Source organism: Enterovibrio baiacu, from assembly GCF_004120195.1.
In the GTDB taxonomy this organism is placed as follows: Bacteria; Pseudomonadota; Gammaproteobacteria; order Enterobacterales; family Vibrionaceae; genus Enterovibrio; species Enterovibrio baiacui.
In genome coordinates this window covers 17,937-34,065 of the sequence record NZ_SCHN01000022.1, presented here as the reverse complement: position 1 = coordinate 34,065, position 16,129 = coordinate 17,937, and the positions used below count along the sequence as shown (strand labels likewise).

Genomic DNA, 16,129 nt, shown 5'->3' with positions numbered 1-16,129 from the left:
CAAAGTTGCAGGTTTACGTGACCGATGCAGCACAATCAAGCGCTGCGCCATAGCCCCCACGCCGCCAATGACCAGCCCACAAGGAAGCTTAATCCCCCGAGTGGCGTGATTGGCCACAACCATGTCCAATCCGTCAGTGCGAGGCCATAAAGACTGCCGCTAAAGCACACAATCCCGAGAGAAAGAAACACGCCAGACAGCGCAATACATCTGCTATCAGTTTGTTTCTGCCACATGGCTAAGGCAATAAGGGCCAGTGCATGCCAGAATTGATAGTGGACGCCTTTCTCGATGATCGACAATTCATATTCCGAAAGATGCGCCTTTAACCCATGAGCGGCAAAAGCACCAATAGCCACCGCAACACCTGCAAACACACACCCTAGTGCCGCCAGTCGATTACTTTTCATTGGCATACCTCAGCGATAAAAGCGGCAATGTTATCAGCGGCAAATTGGCGGTTTTCTTCTTCAGTGTGGCCCGATGCTTTGCGCGGTTTTAGGCTATGGTCGCCATCTGGCACAAACACCAAAGAAACAGACGATGAAAACGGGTATTGCGCCAGTTCTGCACGGTTTCCGAATGTATCGCGCTCACCTTGCAAAATCAGTGTCGGCTTTTCGATGTGGGCGAGGTGCTCCCCTTTGTCTTTTTCAGGCTTACCCGGTGGATGGAAGGGAAAACCCAAACACGCGATGCCCGCAACACTCTTCTCTTCGCTCAAATGGCTCGCCATCCTTCCCCCCATCGACTTTCCGCCAATCACAGTGTGTTTACTGCCATAGTTCGCGATAATCTCTTGGTAGTGTTCTAGCAATTTTGGCGCACGATCAGGTGGCCGTTTTTTCCCATCTTCCGATCGTTTCACCATATAGGGAAAATTGAAGCGAACCACGCGAATACCATGGGCAGCGATTTTCTTTGCAACCACTTCCATGAACTCGTGCTCCATACCCGCCCCCGCGCCGTGGGCAAAAATAAACGTTGTTTCGGCCTCAGAAGGGCCATCGATTAGAACCTGATTCATGCAGAAATACTCTCCTGTTCTGCGGCGGCTTTCGCCAACACCCAATCCCGAAACGCTGCAATACGCCCCGAATCTGCGTCCTTTTGTTGGCTTACTAAATAAAATGCATTCTTACTCATCAAGAAATGGTCAAACGGGCACACCAAGCGTCCCGACTCAAGTTCGGGTTGTGCCAACACGTTATTGCTCAGCGCAATCCCTTGTCCAAGCGCTGCAGCCTGCAACACCATGGCCGAGTGACTAAAAATAGGACCATAGTTTAGATTAATGTTACTAATCTGATAGTGCTTTGCATATGCCGTCCAGTCTCGACGAGAACGGTCATGTAATAAGGTGTGGTGCTTCAAATCGTCAAACGATGTCAGTGGCTTATCTGCACTCAAAATAGAAGGGCTGCACACAGGCAATAAAAATTCCGGGTAAAGTTCATCACACCTCAGACCAGGCCAGTTGCCACGCCCATAGTAGATGGCGACATCAACGTCATCGGTCAATGAGCCATCTTCTAGATCAACCGCTTTGATTCGCACATCCACTTCGGGATGCTGTTGATTAAAATCTGACAGACGAGGGACAAGCCACTGAATGGCAAAACTTGGCGGCAAGCTAATGGTGAGAGCCCCCTTCGCGCCACGCTCTAATACGCGATCTGTCGCATCCGCGACTGACGTGAATATGTCTTTAATATCAAGAAAATAGCTCTGCCCTTCTTCAGTTAGAAGTAACGAGCGATTGCGACGACGAAACAGCTTCAAGCCAAGAAACTCTTCGAGGGCTTTAATTTGATGACTCACCGCAGCCTGCGTCACGAACAACTCTTCCGCCGCGCGAGTGAAACTTAAATGCCGTGCAGCCGCTTCAAACACACGCAACGCATTTAATGGAGGTAATCGACGAGCCATCCTGCTTCCTATTCATAAGATTTTCTAATATAGGACATTATAAAATGTCCATTGTTCTGTCACCAGAGAAAACCTATAGTTCGCGGGCACCAATGAACAAGCGTACCCTACGCACGGTTTTTCTTGGTTGCGATGTTGTGTTTGCATTTTTTCGGCTTTACCGAGCCTCGGTAGCATTAGCTACATTTTTATATACGCTGCGTATATTTCATACTATCTACACAAAGATTTATCGCGCACTGAGCTTATGGCTCGGTGCTTTTTTTTGCTTTTTTTTCCCATCTACCTTCCTCAAACCCGCCGTTTAGACCGTGTTTTCCTAACGCGATGCGCCAACACTTGAGTTAACCTCAGAGAAAAGCGATCATTCGCTTCATCAATAGCCCATGTCGAGCGACTAACCCAACTATGAGCAGCCGTACCTTTCATCTCGATAGCATTCGAAGCGTCTTTCCGTCGTTGAATCATTCCATCAATGGACAGCCATTGGTGTATCTCGACAGCGCAGCCACGGCACAAAAGCCGTTGCCAGTCATCGACTGCATCAGTGATTACTACTCAGGAGCGACAGCAAATGTGCATAGAGGCAGCCACTCACTAACGGCAAATGCCACCAATCGCTTCGAAGCGGCCAGAAAAACCGTCGCGACGTTTATAGGTGCAAGCGAAGAATGCATTGTTTGGACGCGTGGCGCGACTGAAGCGTTAAACCTCATCGCGCAAAGTTACGGGCGACAAACGTTAAAACCGGGCGACGAAATCCTAGTGAGTGAGATGGAACACCATGCGAACATTGTTCCATGGCAATTGGTCGCCGAACAAACAGGCGCCAAAGTCGTGAAGTCCCCAATTAACACAGAGACTTGCACACTCGACATGAGCGCCTTTGATTCACTGCTTAATGAAAAAACACGTATTGTCGCCATCGGCCACATAAGCAACGTGACAGGCACGCGTAATCCTATCGAAACCATTATCCAAAAAGCCCATGAAAATGGCGCAATTGTGGTGGCCGATGGCGCACAAGCCGTGGTGCACGAGGACGTCAACGTCACAGCACTTGATGCTGATTTCTATGTGTTCTCCGGCCACAAGCTATTTGCGCCTGCGGGAATCGGCGCACTTTATGGAAAAGCAGAATTGTTAGCATCCATGCCACCTTGGCATGGCGGCGGGAAAATGGTCGAAAAAGTGACGTTTGAAAGGACGCATTTTGCAGAGTCTCCTGCCAAGTTTGAAGCAGGCACACCCAATGTCGCAGGGGCGCTAGCATTAGCAACAGCCATTGATTGGCTCAACACGCTCGATAAAAAAGCCGCTGAAGCACATATTGCAGCCTTACAGAAACAATTGGTTGAAGGCATCAAGGACATTGATGATCTTTCTCTTGTCGGTTTACAAGCTGGAGCAAGCGTGGTCGCGTTTACGCTTGAGGGCGTTCATCATTCTGATATTGCAACCTTACTGGATCAGCAGGGCATCGCGGTGCGCTCTGGGCATCATTGCGCTCATCCCCTTATGGATGCATTACGTATCAAAGGCTGTGTGCGCGTATCCATCGCTTTGTATAATACCCAAGAAGACATTGAACGCTGCATCGCGGCAATACAAAAAGCCTGTGACATTCTTTAACCATTATTGAGCACACATGAATAACTTTCCCACACATCCATTCGGTACTGACATCACCGACACCTCCATCCTCAGTGATATGGCAAAGTGCCGAAGCTGGGAAGATAAATATCGGCTCGTTATTCAGCTAGGTAAAAAGCTTCCCGCGCTAGAACAGTCAGTTAAAAATCAAAGTGTCGACATACCAGGTTGTGAAAGTGACGTTTGGTTAGTCTGGCAAGAAATTGATGGGATTTATCATTTTTCAGCAGACTCAGACGCCCGCATTGTGAAAGGGCTACTTGCGTTAATCATGGCGAAAATTGAAGGAAAAACACACGAAGATCTTCGAAAGCTAGACTTTGATGCTTACTTTGATGCCATGGATCTGCTTAACCATTTAAGCCAATCTCGCAGCAATGGGATTCGCGCGATCATCGACCAAATAAAGAAAATATAATCTTGCGACTGTTGCGGTGATTTGACACGCATTTCACCGCATATAGACACCATTTTACCGTACAACCCTCATTTTTATGATGCGACGCCAGTCAATTATTTCACTCTTTTTTTTGCAGTAATGACTGCCTAATCCTTAAATAGTATTGCTTTATTTTTATGCAGGCTCGTTTCTTCCTTAAACAGCGTAAAAAGACATGTTTCCATAAAAAGCAAATACGGAAAACACAAAACAAACCCCGTAAAAACACCAATTAAACCTTACTTTAACACCCTGTTAACTTTGGGTTATTTTTTGTCGAGCCAGATCTTGTTTCCACAATTCTCGCCTCTATCTTTTTGCCTTATTCACCAGATTGTATATCTTTGATTGCGGTGGTCATAAAACCATCACAATAATAATTTAATTTATTTGAAGGCTAATCAAGTTTCTAAGCCTTAACCCTTATCGCGCTAAAAACTAAATAATTATCGGTGCCTGTATTTTTGGATAACCAAATGCAGTTACAGGGGTCAATTTTAATTGCTTGTTGTTAAAAGAATGGAGTCATCAATGAAAAAACTCGCGCTCATCACCGGATCGAAAGGTGGTATCGGCTCGGCGATCACAGAAAAGCTGGTCAGCCAAGGCTATCGCGTGATTGCAACGTATTTCACCGGGAACCTAAGTTGTGCCGAGGAATGGTTCGAGGAGAAAGGATTCAACGCTGATCAAGTACGCCTTTTCGAATTAGACGTAACCAACACACAAGAGTGTGCAGAACGTCTACCTCAACTTCTTGCCGAAGAAGGCACTATCGACGTTTTAGTTAACAACGCCGGTATTACCCGTGATGGTCAATTCAAGAAAATGGTGGCTGATAACTGGCATGCCGTTATCGATACCAACCTCAATAGCTTATTCAATGTTACCCAACCTCTGTTTGCCGCCATGTGTGAAAAAGGCAACTGCCGAGTGATCAACATTTCTTCAGTCAATGGCTTGAAAGGTCAATTTGGTCAAACCAACTATGCAGCAGCGAAAGCGGGCATGATTGGTTTCACTAAAGCACTGGCTTTTGAAGGTGCTCGCTCAGGCGTGACAGCAAATGTGGTTGCCCCTGGTTACACAGGTACGCCAATGGTAGAAGCGATGCGCGAAGAAGTGCTTGAATCTATCAAAAATGAGATTCCAATGAAGCGCCTTGCGCGTCCTGAGGAAATCGCAGAAGCAGTCGCGTATCTTGCAAGTGATGCAGGTGCTTATATCACTGGGGAAACGCTGTCGGTCAACGGCGGCCTATACATGAATTAAGTAGGGAAGAAGTTCACATGGAAAAAGTGTATATCGTTGCAGCTAAACGTACTGCAATTGGCGCATTCACAGGCTCACTAAAAGACACACCAGCAGGTCAACTTGCTGCTGTTGCCATCAAAGGCGCACTTGAAGCCGGTAATGTTGCTCCAGAAGCGGTTAACGAAGTTATCCTTGGTAACGTCGTTAGTGCAGGACAAGGCATGGGGATCGGTCGTCAGGCTGCGATTTTTGCAGGCTTGCCACAAACCGTTCCAGCTTACGCAATCAACATGGTTTGCGGAAGCGGCATGAAAGCTGTCATGGATGCAGTTACACACATCCGCTGTGGTGATGCTGACGTTGTCGTCGCAGCCGGTGTAGAAAACATGTCTCAAATCCCATTCGCCGCGTCAGGTTCACTGCGTGGCGGCCAAAAAATGGGGGATATCAGCATGAAAGACCTTCTGATCACAGATGGTCTCACTGATGTCTACAACCAATATCACATGGGCGTTACTGCAGAAAATGTCGCTGAACTCGTTGGCCTAAGCCGCGAGCAGCAAGACACCTATGCAGCTCAAAGCCAACAAAAAGCCGTTGCAGCCGTTGAAGCTGGTCGATTCAAAGATGAAATCGTCCCAGTGGAAGTGAAGCAACGTCGCCAAACCGTTTCATTCGACACCGATGAATACCCGAAAGCGGACACCACACAAGAAGGCCTGAGCAAACTACGTCCGGCATTTGACCGTGAAGGTACCGTGACAGCAGGTAATGCTTCTGGTTTGAACGATGGTGCAAGCGCAATCATCGTTGCGTCTGAAGCAGCAGTGCAACGCCTTGGCTTGAAGCCGTTAGCTGAAATCACCAGCTACGCACAAGTTGGGTTAGATCCAAAAATTATGGGCTTAGGCCCTGTGGGTGCAGTAACCGAAGCGCTGAAAAAAGCAGAGCTTTCGATTTCCGACGTGGATCTGTTTGAGCTCAATGAAGCCTTTGCGGCACAGGCGCTTGGTGTTGTTCACCAGCTTGCTGACACACATAGCGTCAGCCCTGAAGCCATCTTAGAAAAGGCGAATGTGAACGGTGGCGCAATTGCGTTGGGCCACCCTCTAGGTGCATCAGGTAACCGCGTTTTGGTTTCCCTGATCCACGAGTTGGAAAAGCGTGAAGGCACTTATGGTGTGGCTTCACTATGTATCGGTGGCGGCATGGGTACGGCTGTTGTCGTAAAACGTGCTAGCAACTAACGAACGTAAAACCCCTTTGGAACTAATTCATACACTTAGGAGATACACCATGTACACAGATATGTTTAAAGCATTCTCAGAGCAAACTGAAAAAACGCTTGCCCCTTACGTTAAATTCAACAAGCTTGTTGCTAAAAACGTTGAAACGTTGACTGAACTTCAACTAAACGCAGTTCGCACTTACAGCGAAATGGGTCTAGCACAAGTTAAAGCGGCAAGCAGCGTAACTGACGTGACTTCTTTGACGTCATTCAGCAGCCAACAGCTTGCTGCAATGACTAAGCTTTCTCAACAAATGATGGATGACAGCGCGAAGCTTCAATCAGTTGCGAAAGAATTCAAAGAAGATTTGGATCAACTGACTTCAGAAAACCTTAAAGCGGCAACTCCAGCTTAATCAAGGTCACCGCCCTCTTCCTTAGAGGGCGGTGTTGTATCCGATCAAGAGGGTTTACACATGTTTCAGAGCTTCTTCTCGGACTACCTTGAAAAACTCCAAGAGAGTAACCAGCAATGGTTTAAGGATCTTGAGCAAGGCAAGGCAGCCGTAAACACCCCCCTGAACAAAGCAATGCAAGAAATGAGTCTCAACGATACGACTCAACTTCTTGAAAATGCCGCAAATCAACCTGCTGCAATGTTGCAAGTTCAGATGCAGTGGTGGGAAAAGCAACTCGAAATCTGGCAAAACGTGGCGCTCGCTTCAAACCGCGAAGACATTGTTAGCCCAGAAAAAGACGACAAACGATTCCAAGATAAGAGTTGGCAAGACGAAGCGTTTTACAGCTTCATCAAGCAATCTTACCTACTATTTGGACGTACTTTCCTTGACACCATCAATGCCGTCGAAGGCTTAGATGAAAAAGCGAAAGAACGCCTCACTTTCTTCTCACGCCAAGCCATCAATGCGATGTCTCCTAGCAACTTCATTGGGACAAACCCTGAGTTGTTTCGCTTAACGCTTGAGCAAAATGGTGAGAACTTGGTGAAAGGATTAGAGCAACTTCAAGAAGACCTTGAATCTAGCTCAGATATCCTGAAGGTCAGAATGACAAACAACAATGCTTTCCGCATTGGTGAAGACATTGCGAACACCCCTGGTGATGTGGTGTATCAAAATGAGTTGTTTGAACTGATCCAATACCGCCCAATGACAGAAAAGGTTAATGCAACACCACTATTGGTCGTGCCACCTTTCGTCAACAAATACTACATTCTTGATCTTCGCGAGAAGAACTCGATGATGCGCTGGCTGGTCGAGCAAGGCCACACCGTATTCATGATGTCGTGGCGCAACCCTGGTGAGCAACAACGAAACGTTGAGTTTGGTGATTACGTCACCGAGGGCGTTGTTAAAGCAGTTTCTGCGATTGAAGACATTACCGGTCAATCGCAAATCAATGCTGCAGGTTACTGCATCGGTGGTACTGTCTTAGCAAGCACCATTGCTTACTATGCAGCAAAACGCATGAAAGCGCGTATCAAATCAGCATCGTTCTTCACAACGATTCTCGATTTTGCTCAGCCAGGCGAAGTGGGTGCATACATTAACGACAGCGTTGTCAGTGCCATTGAAGCGCAAAACACCGCAAAAGGTTATATGGATGGCCGCTCACTGAGCGTAACGTTCAGCTTGCTTCGTGAAAACAGCTTGTACTGGAACTACTATGTCGACAACTACCTCAAGGGGAACAGCCCTGTCGATTTCGACCTCCTTTACTGGAACAGTGACAGTACTAACGTTGCGGGTGCAACCCATAACTTCATGTTGCGTGAGCTTTACCTGAACAACAACCTAGTGAAAGATAAAGGCGTGAAGATTGGTGGTGTATGGATTGATTTGAACAAAATCAAAATCCCAACCTACTTTATTTCAACCAAAGAAGACCATATCGCACTTTGGCAAGGCACATACCGTGGCGCGCTAAATGTGGGTGGTAACAAAACCTTTGTGTTGGGTGAATCAGGACACATCGCCGGTATCGTTAACCACCCAAGCCGTAACAAGTACGGTTACTGGGTGAACTCTGAGTTGAGTGAATCAGCAGACGAATGGTTTGAATCCGCAGATCACAACACAGGGTCATGGTGGCTTCACTGGGACAAATGGCTTGAAGCATATAGCCCGAAAGAGAAAATCGAACCATATGCACAAGGCTCAGAGAACTTCCCTGTACTCGCCGTTGCGCCTGGCAACTACGTGAAACAGGTACTGCCTATCGAACCAAAAACAGAAAAGCCTGCACCAAAAAAAGCACCAGCGAAAGCTGACGCATAATGTTGAATTAGGTGTGCTTTAACGCAAAACGCAAAAGGCCGCTTCATCGTGAAGCGGCCTTTTTTATGTTCAGCTTTTACAGCGTTTTGCTTTTTATTTTTTCGCCGTCAATTTGGCAATAATGCGTGATACTGCGACAAAACCAAACGTCGCTGTCACCATGGTCGCTGCGCCAAACCCGCTGGCACAATCCATGCGTTTAGGCCCTTCTGCACTCGCTTTGGTTTCGCACACGCTGCCATCAGGTTGCGGGTACTTCAATTGCTCCGTTGAGAACACACAATCAATACCAAACTTACGCCCTTGAGTTTTGGTGAAGTCATGGAAACGACGCAGGTTATTACGCAATTTCGCCGCCAAAGGGTCTTGAATGGTTTTCGTGAGATCAGCGACTTGAATTTGCGTAGGGTCGATTTGACCACCCGCACCGCCCACTGTGATGATTTTGATCTTATTGCGCTTACAGTAAGCAAGTAACGCCGTTTTCGGTTTGATGCTATCAATGGCATCCAACACGTAATCAAACTCTTTCGTGATGTACTCAGGAATATTGTCTTCTGAGATAAAATCATCAATCAAATTGATTTGGCAGTCCGGGTTAATGGCTCGAACACGATCGGCCATCACTTCAATTTTGCTCTGACCAATGGTGCCCGACATGGCATGAATCTGACGATTGATGTTGGTGACACAGATGTCGTCCATATCAATCAAGGTCAACGTACCCACACCGCTTCGCGCTAATGCTTCCGCCGCCCATGACCCTACACCGCCAATGCCGATAACACATACATGTGATTGACGAAGGATCTCCAGCTCAGACATACCGTACAAACGGCGTGTTCCGCCAAAGCGTTGTTGGTAGCTTTCTGATGCTGGTGAAGGTGATGTAGACATAGTTAATGGCTCTGTTTCAGTTTGCATTGATGGACTGCGGTTTATACGCGTTTGCCGTGAAAATGTCCATGCTCATAAAGTGCACTCTCGACGCTGTTAGGGCTTGATGATTTCACATTTCAGCCAATCGATCACTTGCTTTACCGCTGCCAACCGTCGCTTATGGCCATGACAAAACAAGAAATACCCATACGCACTATCAAAGCGCAATGACAAAGGGTTTATGACCACACCTTGCGTGATGGATTCCTGAATCATAAATTGTGGGATAAGGGCAATGCCCTGACGACGTCGAAGTGCTTCGAACGCCATGTAGAAATGTTCAAAGCCACCACCATAGGTTGGGCTATCCGGCGACACACCTTGCTCATGCCAAAACTGATTCCAGATTTGAGGCCGAGTAATGTGACTTATCGACGTCAAAGAGACCAACTCGGAGATATCACGCACAGGCTGTGAAAATTGCTCAGGGCTTGCCACCAGCATCAAGCGCTCACGAATAAGCAGCTCCGCATCTTCTTCGTGGGTGGAAAGCGGCAGGCAATGAATCGCGATGTCACCTTGATAGTGGTTTTGCGTATCTGACGTCACACTGGCACGGATCGCGAGATCGATATTCGGGTGCAATTGCTTAAACCTATTCAATTTAGGAATAAGCCACATACTTGCTAACGATGGCGGCACGGAAATGTCTATTCGACTTTGTGTCTCAGAGGTTTGCATTACCGTGGATGTGGCGTGCTGTAAGTTTTCGAGCGCCTCCACCACCGATGGCAAATAACGTCGACCTGCGTCCGTCAATTCGACTTTCCCACCATTTCTTTCGAACAATGAGCACCCCATCAATTCCTCCAAATGGAGAATTTGTTTGCTGATAGCACTTTGGGTCAAATTCAGAATCTTTGCCGCCTTCGAAAAACTGAGCGTTTGCGCCACGATCGTAAAGGTGCGCAATGTTTTCATTGGGGGGATAGGCATCGCCATTCTTTACAGCCTCACTACACTATGAATTTTTGGCATACCCTCCGAATTTATATCGTTTGCTGTTCATTTTCCAACCCGCTAATACTAACTGTTGATTACTTCAATTTTTAGGGCGGCGTAGGGAAATCATGACCCACATTTTACAAAGACATTGTCATTCTAAACTTCCAACAGTGACAGGCGGTGAAGGCGTTTTTCTTCTCGACACTGAAGGGCGTCAATACTTAGACGGTTGCGGTGGTGCAGCCGTTTCTTGTTTAGGCCATAGCCACCAAGGTGTGTTAAGCGCCATTCAGACACAGCTGAATACTATTCCGTATGCTCATACTGGATTTTTCACCTCCCCCGCTGCCGAAGAGTTGGCAGAGCGCCTTTGCGACAGAGCGCCAGGCCCTCTGAATCATGTTTACCTCGTTAGCGGCGGCTCGGAAGCGGTGGAATCTGCGCTAAAAATGGCACGCCAGTATTTCCTAGAAAAAGGCGAAACGTCACGTACCCGCTTTATCGCCAGACGACAGAGCTACCACGGCAATACGCTGGGCGCATTAGGCGTCGGTGGAAACATGTGGCGCAAAGAACCGTTCGCCCCTTTGCTTCAAAATGGGGAGCTCATTGCCCCTTGTTATGCCTACCGAGATAAACGTGCTGATGAGACGGACTTTGATTACGGTCAGCGCGTGGCGAATGAACTTGAAGAGCGCCTACTGAACGTTGGGCCGGAAACCGTCATTGCCTTTGTTGCTGAACCCGTCGTGGGTGCGACCGCTGGTGCGCTGGTTGCCGAGAAAGGTTATTTCAAACGCATCCGCGAAATCTGCGACAAATATGGGGTGCTCCTTATTCTTGATGAGGTGATGTGTGGTGCAGGAAGAACAGGCACCTATTTTGCTTATGAGCAAGAAGACATCGTGCCTGATCTTGTCACACTCGCCAAAGGCTTAGCCGCCGGCTATCAGCCTATTGGCGCAGTCATGGTGCATGAGAAAATCTACAACGCGATCTCTGGTGGTACGGGCTACTTTCAGCACGGTCACACTTTTATGGCTCACCCCTTGGCGTGCGCGGCAGCTTGTGCCACGTTGAATGCTATTGATGCAGGGCCATTGAGCGAAGTGACAGAAAAAGGCCAATACCTCGTCAAACGTTTAAACGAGACATTCAACACGCATGACTATGTCGGTGATATTCGCGGACGCGGACTCTTCATTGGAATTGAAATGGTGCAAGACAAAGCCACGAAAACCCCGTTCGCGTCATCACGCCCGTTGCACACTGAAATTAAGAAAACAGCGATGTCACAAGGGCTAATGTGCTACCCAATGGGTGGCACGATTGATGGTCAACAAGGACATCATATCTTGCTTGCTCCACCTTTCATCATTTCTGAAAACGAAATGGATGAACTGGTTCGCCGACTTTCTCGCACCATGGACAACGTATTTGCTTAAGGATTGACCGTGCAAAAAGGAAGAAACATCATCGTCGCGCCCAATGGGGCGCGACGAACCAAGGAAGACCACGCTCAATTACCCATGACGCTGGATGACATGAGTGCCTGTTTGCGGGACGTCGCCAACGCAGGCGCCGCCATGGCGCATATGCACGTAAGAAACGCTCAAGGAAAGCACACATTGGATGTTGGGCTTAACCGAGAGTGGCTGACGGAGATGCGTGCTCGCTTCGATAATGACTTGGTGATTCAATTAACGACCGAAGCCGTTGGTATGTATCAACCCGAAGAACAAATTGCGCTTGTTCAAGGTACCGAGCCTGAAGCCGTATCCCTCGCTTTGCGAGAACTTCGCCCCAACGCCAGTTACGAAAAAGCCGCGAGCCGTTTTTTCTACGAACTGTCTGAGCGTCGCATCTATGTACAATACATTTTGTATGATGCAGCAGATTTGTCGCTTTATTTTCAGATGGTTAATGACAAGACATTGCCTTATAACGGTCATCACCTACTATTGGTACTGGGGAAATACAAAAAAGACATGTTGTCGACCCCAACAGATTTACTCGAATTCGATATTAAACGGTTAACGAATGAGGGAATTTCTTGGGCAACATGTGCTTTTGGGCAATATGAACATCAATGTCTAAGCGCAGCGATGTCGCTAGGTGGTGATGTCCGAGTAGGATTTGAAAATAACCTAATAAATTTAAAGGGACAGCATGCGGAAAATAACGCAGAGCTCGTTCATCAAATCACAAACTTGTCTCAAAAGATGGGTTTAAATATCAATACTGCGGAAGATTTAAGAAAAAATATCTCTCGTAGCTTTGAAGCGTGAAGCCTATCTCTTGCGATCGGAAAAACAACTATTAGATAATCCTGTTGCAACTTGGATTCACATTTTATTTACAAATAGCGGACTCGCACCGCGAAAGCAATCACATCATCGACAAGGAACATAAAGCATGAAAGCGTTAAAACCTACGATCGTCGCAATGAGCTTTGCAGCTGCTTTAGGTACTGCCGTGCCAGCACAAGCTAACCAGTTTGTCACTATCGGTACTGGCGGTGTCACTGGTGTGTACTACCCAACGGGTGGTGCAATCTGCCGTCTGGTTAACAAATCTAAGAAAGACCACGGTATCCGTTGTTCTGTAGAAAGTACGGGCGGCTCTATCTACAACATCAACACCATTCGTGCAGGCGAGCTAGACATGGGTATTGCTCAGTCTGACTGGCAATTCCATGCATACAACGGTAGCAGCAAGTTCACTGAACAAGGCCCATACAAAAACCTTCGCGCTGTATTCTCTGTTCACCCAGAACCGTTCACCGTTGTTGCACGTGCAGACGCGGGCATCAAAACGTTTGATGATCTAAAAGGCAAGCGTGTAAACATTGGTAACCCAGGTTCAGGCCAGCGCGGTACGATTGAAGTACTGATGGACGGCATGGGCTGGACAATGGATGACTTTAAGCAAGTGTCTGAGCTTAAAGCAGCAGAACAGTCTAAAGCACTGTGTGATAACAAAATCGACGCAATGGTATACACCGTTGGTCACCCAAGTGGTGCGATTCAAGAAGCGACCACTGCGTGTGACAGCGTCGTTGTAGAAGTAAACAATGCAGCAGCTCAAAAACTGGTTGCTGACAACGATTACTACCGTTCAGCAACTATCCCTGGTGGCATGTACCGTGGTAACGACGGCGATGTAAACACCTTCGGTGTGGGCGCAACGTTCGTCTCTTCAACGGAAGTACCAGACGAAGTGATCTACAACGTGGTTAAAGCTGTGTTCGAAAACTTCGACGATTTCCGTCGCCTACACCCAGCTTTCGCAAACCTGAAGAAAGAAGAAATGGTTGCTGACGGCCTGTCTGCTCCACTTCACCCAGGCGCAGCTAAGTACTACAAAGAAGCTGGCCTAATCAAGTAATTGATTTTCTAGCTTTAAACGCTAAACGCAAAAAGGCGGGGTCGAAACCCCGCCTTTTTCTTGTCTATTGAAACATCGCTCACGGCGGCGTCGCTGTTTGGTTTACAGCCGTGCCTATTTGGTCACTACGCCTGACGTTTCAGGTTCTGCAACTTCAGCAGGCTTCGTTAGCTTCCACACACGACCAAAGTGTTTGTGATGACCCGCCTTGATCCCAGCCTTTTCGCCCATGCCATGGTACAAATCGAGATGGTTCTTCTTCACAGCCCCACCCGTGTCTAATGCCATCAGCAACTTGAGGATATGCTGCCCATTCCAGTTACCTTGTTCATCAAGCTGGGGAATCTCTGCCAGCAAAACAGTACCCATGGGTAAGTAAGCACGATCTGCTGCCACAGATGCACCTGACAGCAGCGGTATGCCGGCTGTTCCCGTCACTGGTGCAGCAGCTCTCGGCGCGAAGAATACATAAGACGGGTTTTGGTTTAGCAGTTCAACCACGGTGGCTTCGTCTTGTTGCGCCGCAACCCAATCTTTGATGGCTTTTAACGACATCTTCGCGCGAGGCACTTCGTCACGCTCAATCAGTACTTTGCCAATACTGACATAAGGGTGGCCATTTTTCCCACCGTAGGCGAAATACTCAAGTTGGTCATCGTCACCAAAATGGATGAAGCCGCTGCCTTGCACTTCCATGATGAAGTTATCAATCAAAGAAGCGCTGTAACCCAACTCGAGCCCTAAACTATCCAACGCACCGTTGTAGATTTCTTCGCGTGTCGGACATCGCTCGCCGCACGTTGGCTTGCCATATACCGGATAACGAAACAGCGCATCGGGTTGATGGCGCATTTCAATCACAGGAGAGAAGTAGCCTGTGAACAACACATTGCCATTCCCATCACCGCCACCCATTTGCTCCAGTTGAATGCCGTAATCGGTCAATGCCGTCGGCTCACCGCTCTCCGCCAGCCACGCCTTAACACTCTCGTAAAGAGGCTGATTCGGTTTAGACAAAGAAGGCGACAAAGTTTCTACTTTTTCCAACTGCGCGGGGAAAAGCGAATAATCCTTGGGTTTATCTGAGGCTACCGAAGCAACAGGGTTAAGCACATCGTCAAAATTACCATCGATATACTGTTGCCCACGGTCTGTTGGGCGAGCACAAGCGGCGAGAAGTAGAGAAAAGCCGACAACACAAAGAGTGCGATTCACGTTAAATCCTGATCGTAAAAACTGAAATAAAAGGGTGACAGATGCCCGAGTCTTCTGCAATGGAAACCGAGTTTCACCCTCTTATATCGAGGATAAAAAATGCGATCAAACACGACCATAAAGCTGAATGACTCAGCACTGAAACAAGTTGTCACAAAAACGTAACCTTCTTCCGTTTAAATGAGCGACATAAAAATGTCTTAAAAACTAAACAAAAGTAAAACAAGAAGGGAGTTTCAAATGGATTTGAAAGTGGGTAGGAAAACCTTATTAGACCCAGATGCTGTTGAATACCAATGGATACGAACACTGGCCAGCGATGGCAGTACCGATGAAATGATCAACCACAGCATTCGTCGTTGCTTAGGGGGAAATGAAGACACTGCAGATAAAATTAGACGTGTTGCGCTAGGGATAGCACCGATGACTGAGCTTCTCCGTTCGTTACCGACACACTACTAACCTCTTTTTCAGTATCAGCGCACTTTTTCGAAGGGCGTACTGTAATGATATGGCTTTTCTCTTTGTAGTGTTTTTTCGTTCTCAACCGTGTAAAGGTAAGTATTGTTACCCACGGTATAAATCAGCTTGCTGCCCGTAAACTCGAAATAACTCGTGGTGCGGGCTCCCTTCATATAAATACCATCTTTTCGCACTTCGAAACGATCTGCAGCATAAGGGGCAACCCCCTGTTCCACCCACTCTCCATAGATTGCGGATTCGTCCACTTCGGTAAAAATATGCACGCCGTTTGAAGTAAGAAAAATGATTGCGCTTACGACGAGGGCAACAAATAGCGCGATAGATTGTCCAACGATGCCCACGGCTCAACTCTCAAAAAGA

Annotated in this window: 17 protein-coding genes; 10 read left to right on the top strand and 7 right to left on the bottom strand. The window is 47.5% G+C overall.

Annotation, left to right across the window (positions count from 1 at the left end; translation table 11 throughout):
- Nucleotides 1-35: 35 nt before the first annotated feature.
- The 3 genes from EQP46_RS20635 to EQP46_RS20625 are packed head-to-tail and all read right to left on the bottom strand — an operon-like array spanning nt 36 to nt 1,929.
- Complete coding sequence (locus tag EQP46_RS20635) at nt 36-410, bottom strand: DUF423 domain-containing protein (protein WP_129495429.1); 375 nt, start codon at nt 408-410, stop codon at nt 36-38.
- The gene (locus tag EQP46_RS20630; protein ID WP_129495428.1) at nt 407-1,027 is read right to left on the bottom strand and encodes an alpha/beta family hydrolase; all 621 of its coding nucleotides are present in this window, start codon (nt 1,025-1,027) and stop codon (nt 407-409) included. Before EQP46_RS20630 ends, EQP46_RS20635 begins: the two co-directional genes overlap by 4 nt.
- Nucleotides 1,024-1,929: a transcriptional regulator GcvA gene (locus EQP46_RS20625; protein WP_129495427.1), complete on the bottom strand. Its 906-nt coding sequence runs from the start codon at nt 1,927-1,929 to the stop codon at nt 1,024-1,026. The genes EQP46_RS20630 and EQP46_RS20625 overlap by 4 nt, the downstream gene beginning before the upstream one ends.
- A 408-nt stretch (nt 1,930-2,337) precedes the next feature.
- On the opposite strand from EQP46_RS20625, the gene EQP46_RS20620 reads away from it, so the two are divergent.
- The 6 genes from EQP46_RS20620 to phaC all read left to right on the top strand — a co-directional run bounded on the left by EQP46_RS20620 (nt 2,338) and on the right by phaC (nt 8,800).
- Nucleotides 2,338-3,561, top strand: a complete 1,224-nt coding sequence (locus EQP46_RS20620; RefSeq protein ID WP_129495426.1) for an aminotransferase class V-fold PLP-dependent enzyme — start codon at nt 2,338-2,340, stop codon at nt 3,559-3,561.
- Nucleotides 3,562-3,577: 16 nt separating this feature from the next.
- The gene (csdE, locus tag EQP46_RS20615) at nt 3,578-4,000 is read left to right on the top strand and encodes a cysteine desulfurase sulfur acceptor subunit CsdE (RefSeq protein ID WP_129495425.1); all 423 of its coding nucleotides are present in this window, start codon (nt 3,578-3,580) and stop codon (nt 3,998-4,000) included.
- Nucleotides 4,001-4,552: 552 nt separating this feature from the next.
- Complete coding sequence (locus EQP46_RS20610) at nt 4,553-5,293, top strand: SDR family oxidoreductase (RefSeq protein WP_129495424.1); 741 nt, start codon at nt 4,553-4,555, stop codon at nt 5,291-5,293.
- Between the two features lie 17 nt (nt 5,294-5,310).
- Nucleotides 5,311-6,522, top strand: a complete 1,212-nt coding sequence (locus tag EQP46_RS20605; protein ID WP_129495423.1) for an acetyl-CoA C-acetyltransferase — start codon at nt 5,311-5,313, stop codon at nt 6,520-6,522.
- 49 nt (nt 6,523-6,571) lie between these two features.
- The gene (locus tag EQP46_RS20600; RefSeq protein ID WP_129495422.1) at nt 6,572-6,919 is read left to right on the top strand and encodes a phasin family protein; all 348 of its coding nucleotides are present in this window, start codon (nt 6,572-6,574) and stop codon (nt 6,917-6,919) included.
- Nucleotides 6,920-6,979: 60 nt separating this feature from the next.
- Nucleotides 6,980-8,800, top strand: coding sequence for a class I poly(R)-hydroxyalkanoic acid synthase (gene phaC / locus EQP46_RS20595; RefSeq protein ID WP_129495421.1), 1,821 nt, complete (start codon nt 6,980-6,982; stop codon nt 8,798-8,800).
- A gap of 93 nt (nt 8,801-8,893) precedes the next feature.
- Here phaC and tcdA read toward each other — a convergent pair whose 3' ends face one another.
- On the bottom strand, nt 8,894-9,697 hold the full coding sequence (tcdA, locus tag EQP46_RS20590; protein ID WP_129495420.1) for a tRNA cyclic N6-threonylcarbamoyladenosine(37) synthase TcdA: 804 nt from the start codon (nt 9,695-9,697) through the stop codon (nt 8,894-8,896).
- A 96-nt stretch (nt 9,698-9,793) separates the two neighbouring features.
- Nucleotides 9,794-10,675 (bottom strand): LysR substrate-binding domain-containing protein, encoded by an 882-nt coding sequence (locus EQP46_RS20585; RefSeq protein ID WP_129495419.1) that lies wholly within the window; start codon nt 10,673-10,675, stop codon nt 9,794-9,796.
- A 134-nt stretch (nt 10,676-10,809) separates the two neighbouring features.
- On the opposite strand from EQP46_RS20585, the gene EQP46_RS20580 reads away from it, so the two are divergent.
- From EQP46_RS20580 to EQP46_RS20570, 3 genes are all read left to right on the top strand, one after another.
- Nucleotides 10,810-12,129: an aspartate aminotransferase family protein gene (locus EQP46_RS20580; RefSeq protein ID WP_129495418.1), complete on the top strand. Its 1,320-nt coding sequence runs from the start codon at nt 10,810-10,812 to the stop codon at nt 12,127-12,129.
- A gap of 9 nt (nt 12,130-12,138) precedes the next feature.
- Entirely contained in the window at nt 12,139-12,972 is an 834-nt protein-coding gene (locus EQP46_RS20575; protein ID WP_129495417.1) for a beta-keto acid cleavage family enzyme, read from the top strand.
- 127 nt (nt 12,973-13,099) lie between these two features.
- Nucleotides 13,100-14,071 (top strand): TAXI family TRAP transporter solute-binding subunit, encoded by a 972-nt coding sequence (locus EQP46_RS20570; protein ID WP_129495416.1) that lies wholly within the window; start codon nt 13,100-13,102, stop codon nt 14,069-14,071.
- A gap of 114 nt (nt 14,072-14,185) precedes the next feature.
- Here EQP46_RS20570 and mltA read toward each other — a convergent pair whose 3' ends face one another.
- Nucleotides 14,186-15,286 (bottom strand): murein transglycosylase A, encoded by a 1,101-nt coding sequence (gene mltA / locus EQP46_RS20565; RefSeq protein ID WP_129495415.1) that lies wholly within the window; start codon nt 15,284-15,286, stop codon nt 14,186-14,188.
- Nucleotides 15,287-15,526: 240 nt separating this feature from the next.
- On the opposite strand from mltA, the gene EQP46_RS20560 reads away from it, so the two are divergent.
- Nucleotides 15,527-15,748 carry a hypothetical protein gene (locus tag EQP46_RS20560; RefSeq protein ID WP_129495414.1) on the top strand — a complete coding sequence of 74 codons (222 nt, stop codon included), beginning with the start codon at nt 15,527-15,529 and terminating at the stop codon, nt 15,746-15,748.
- Nucleotides 15,749-15,762: 14 nt separating this feature from the next.
- Here EQP46_RS20560 and EQP46_RS20555 read toward each other — a convergent pair whose 3' ends face one another.
- Nucleotides 15,763-16,110 (bottom strand): DUF2850 domain-containing protein, encoded by a 348-nt coding sequence (locus EQP46_RS20555; RefSeq protein WP_129495413.1) that lies wholly within the window; start codon nt 16,108-16,110, stop codon nt 15,763-15,765.
- Between the last annotated feature and the right edge of the window lie 19 nt (nt 16,111-16,129).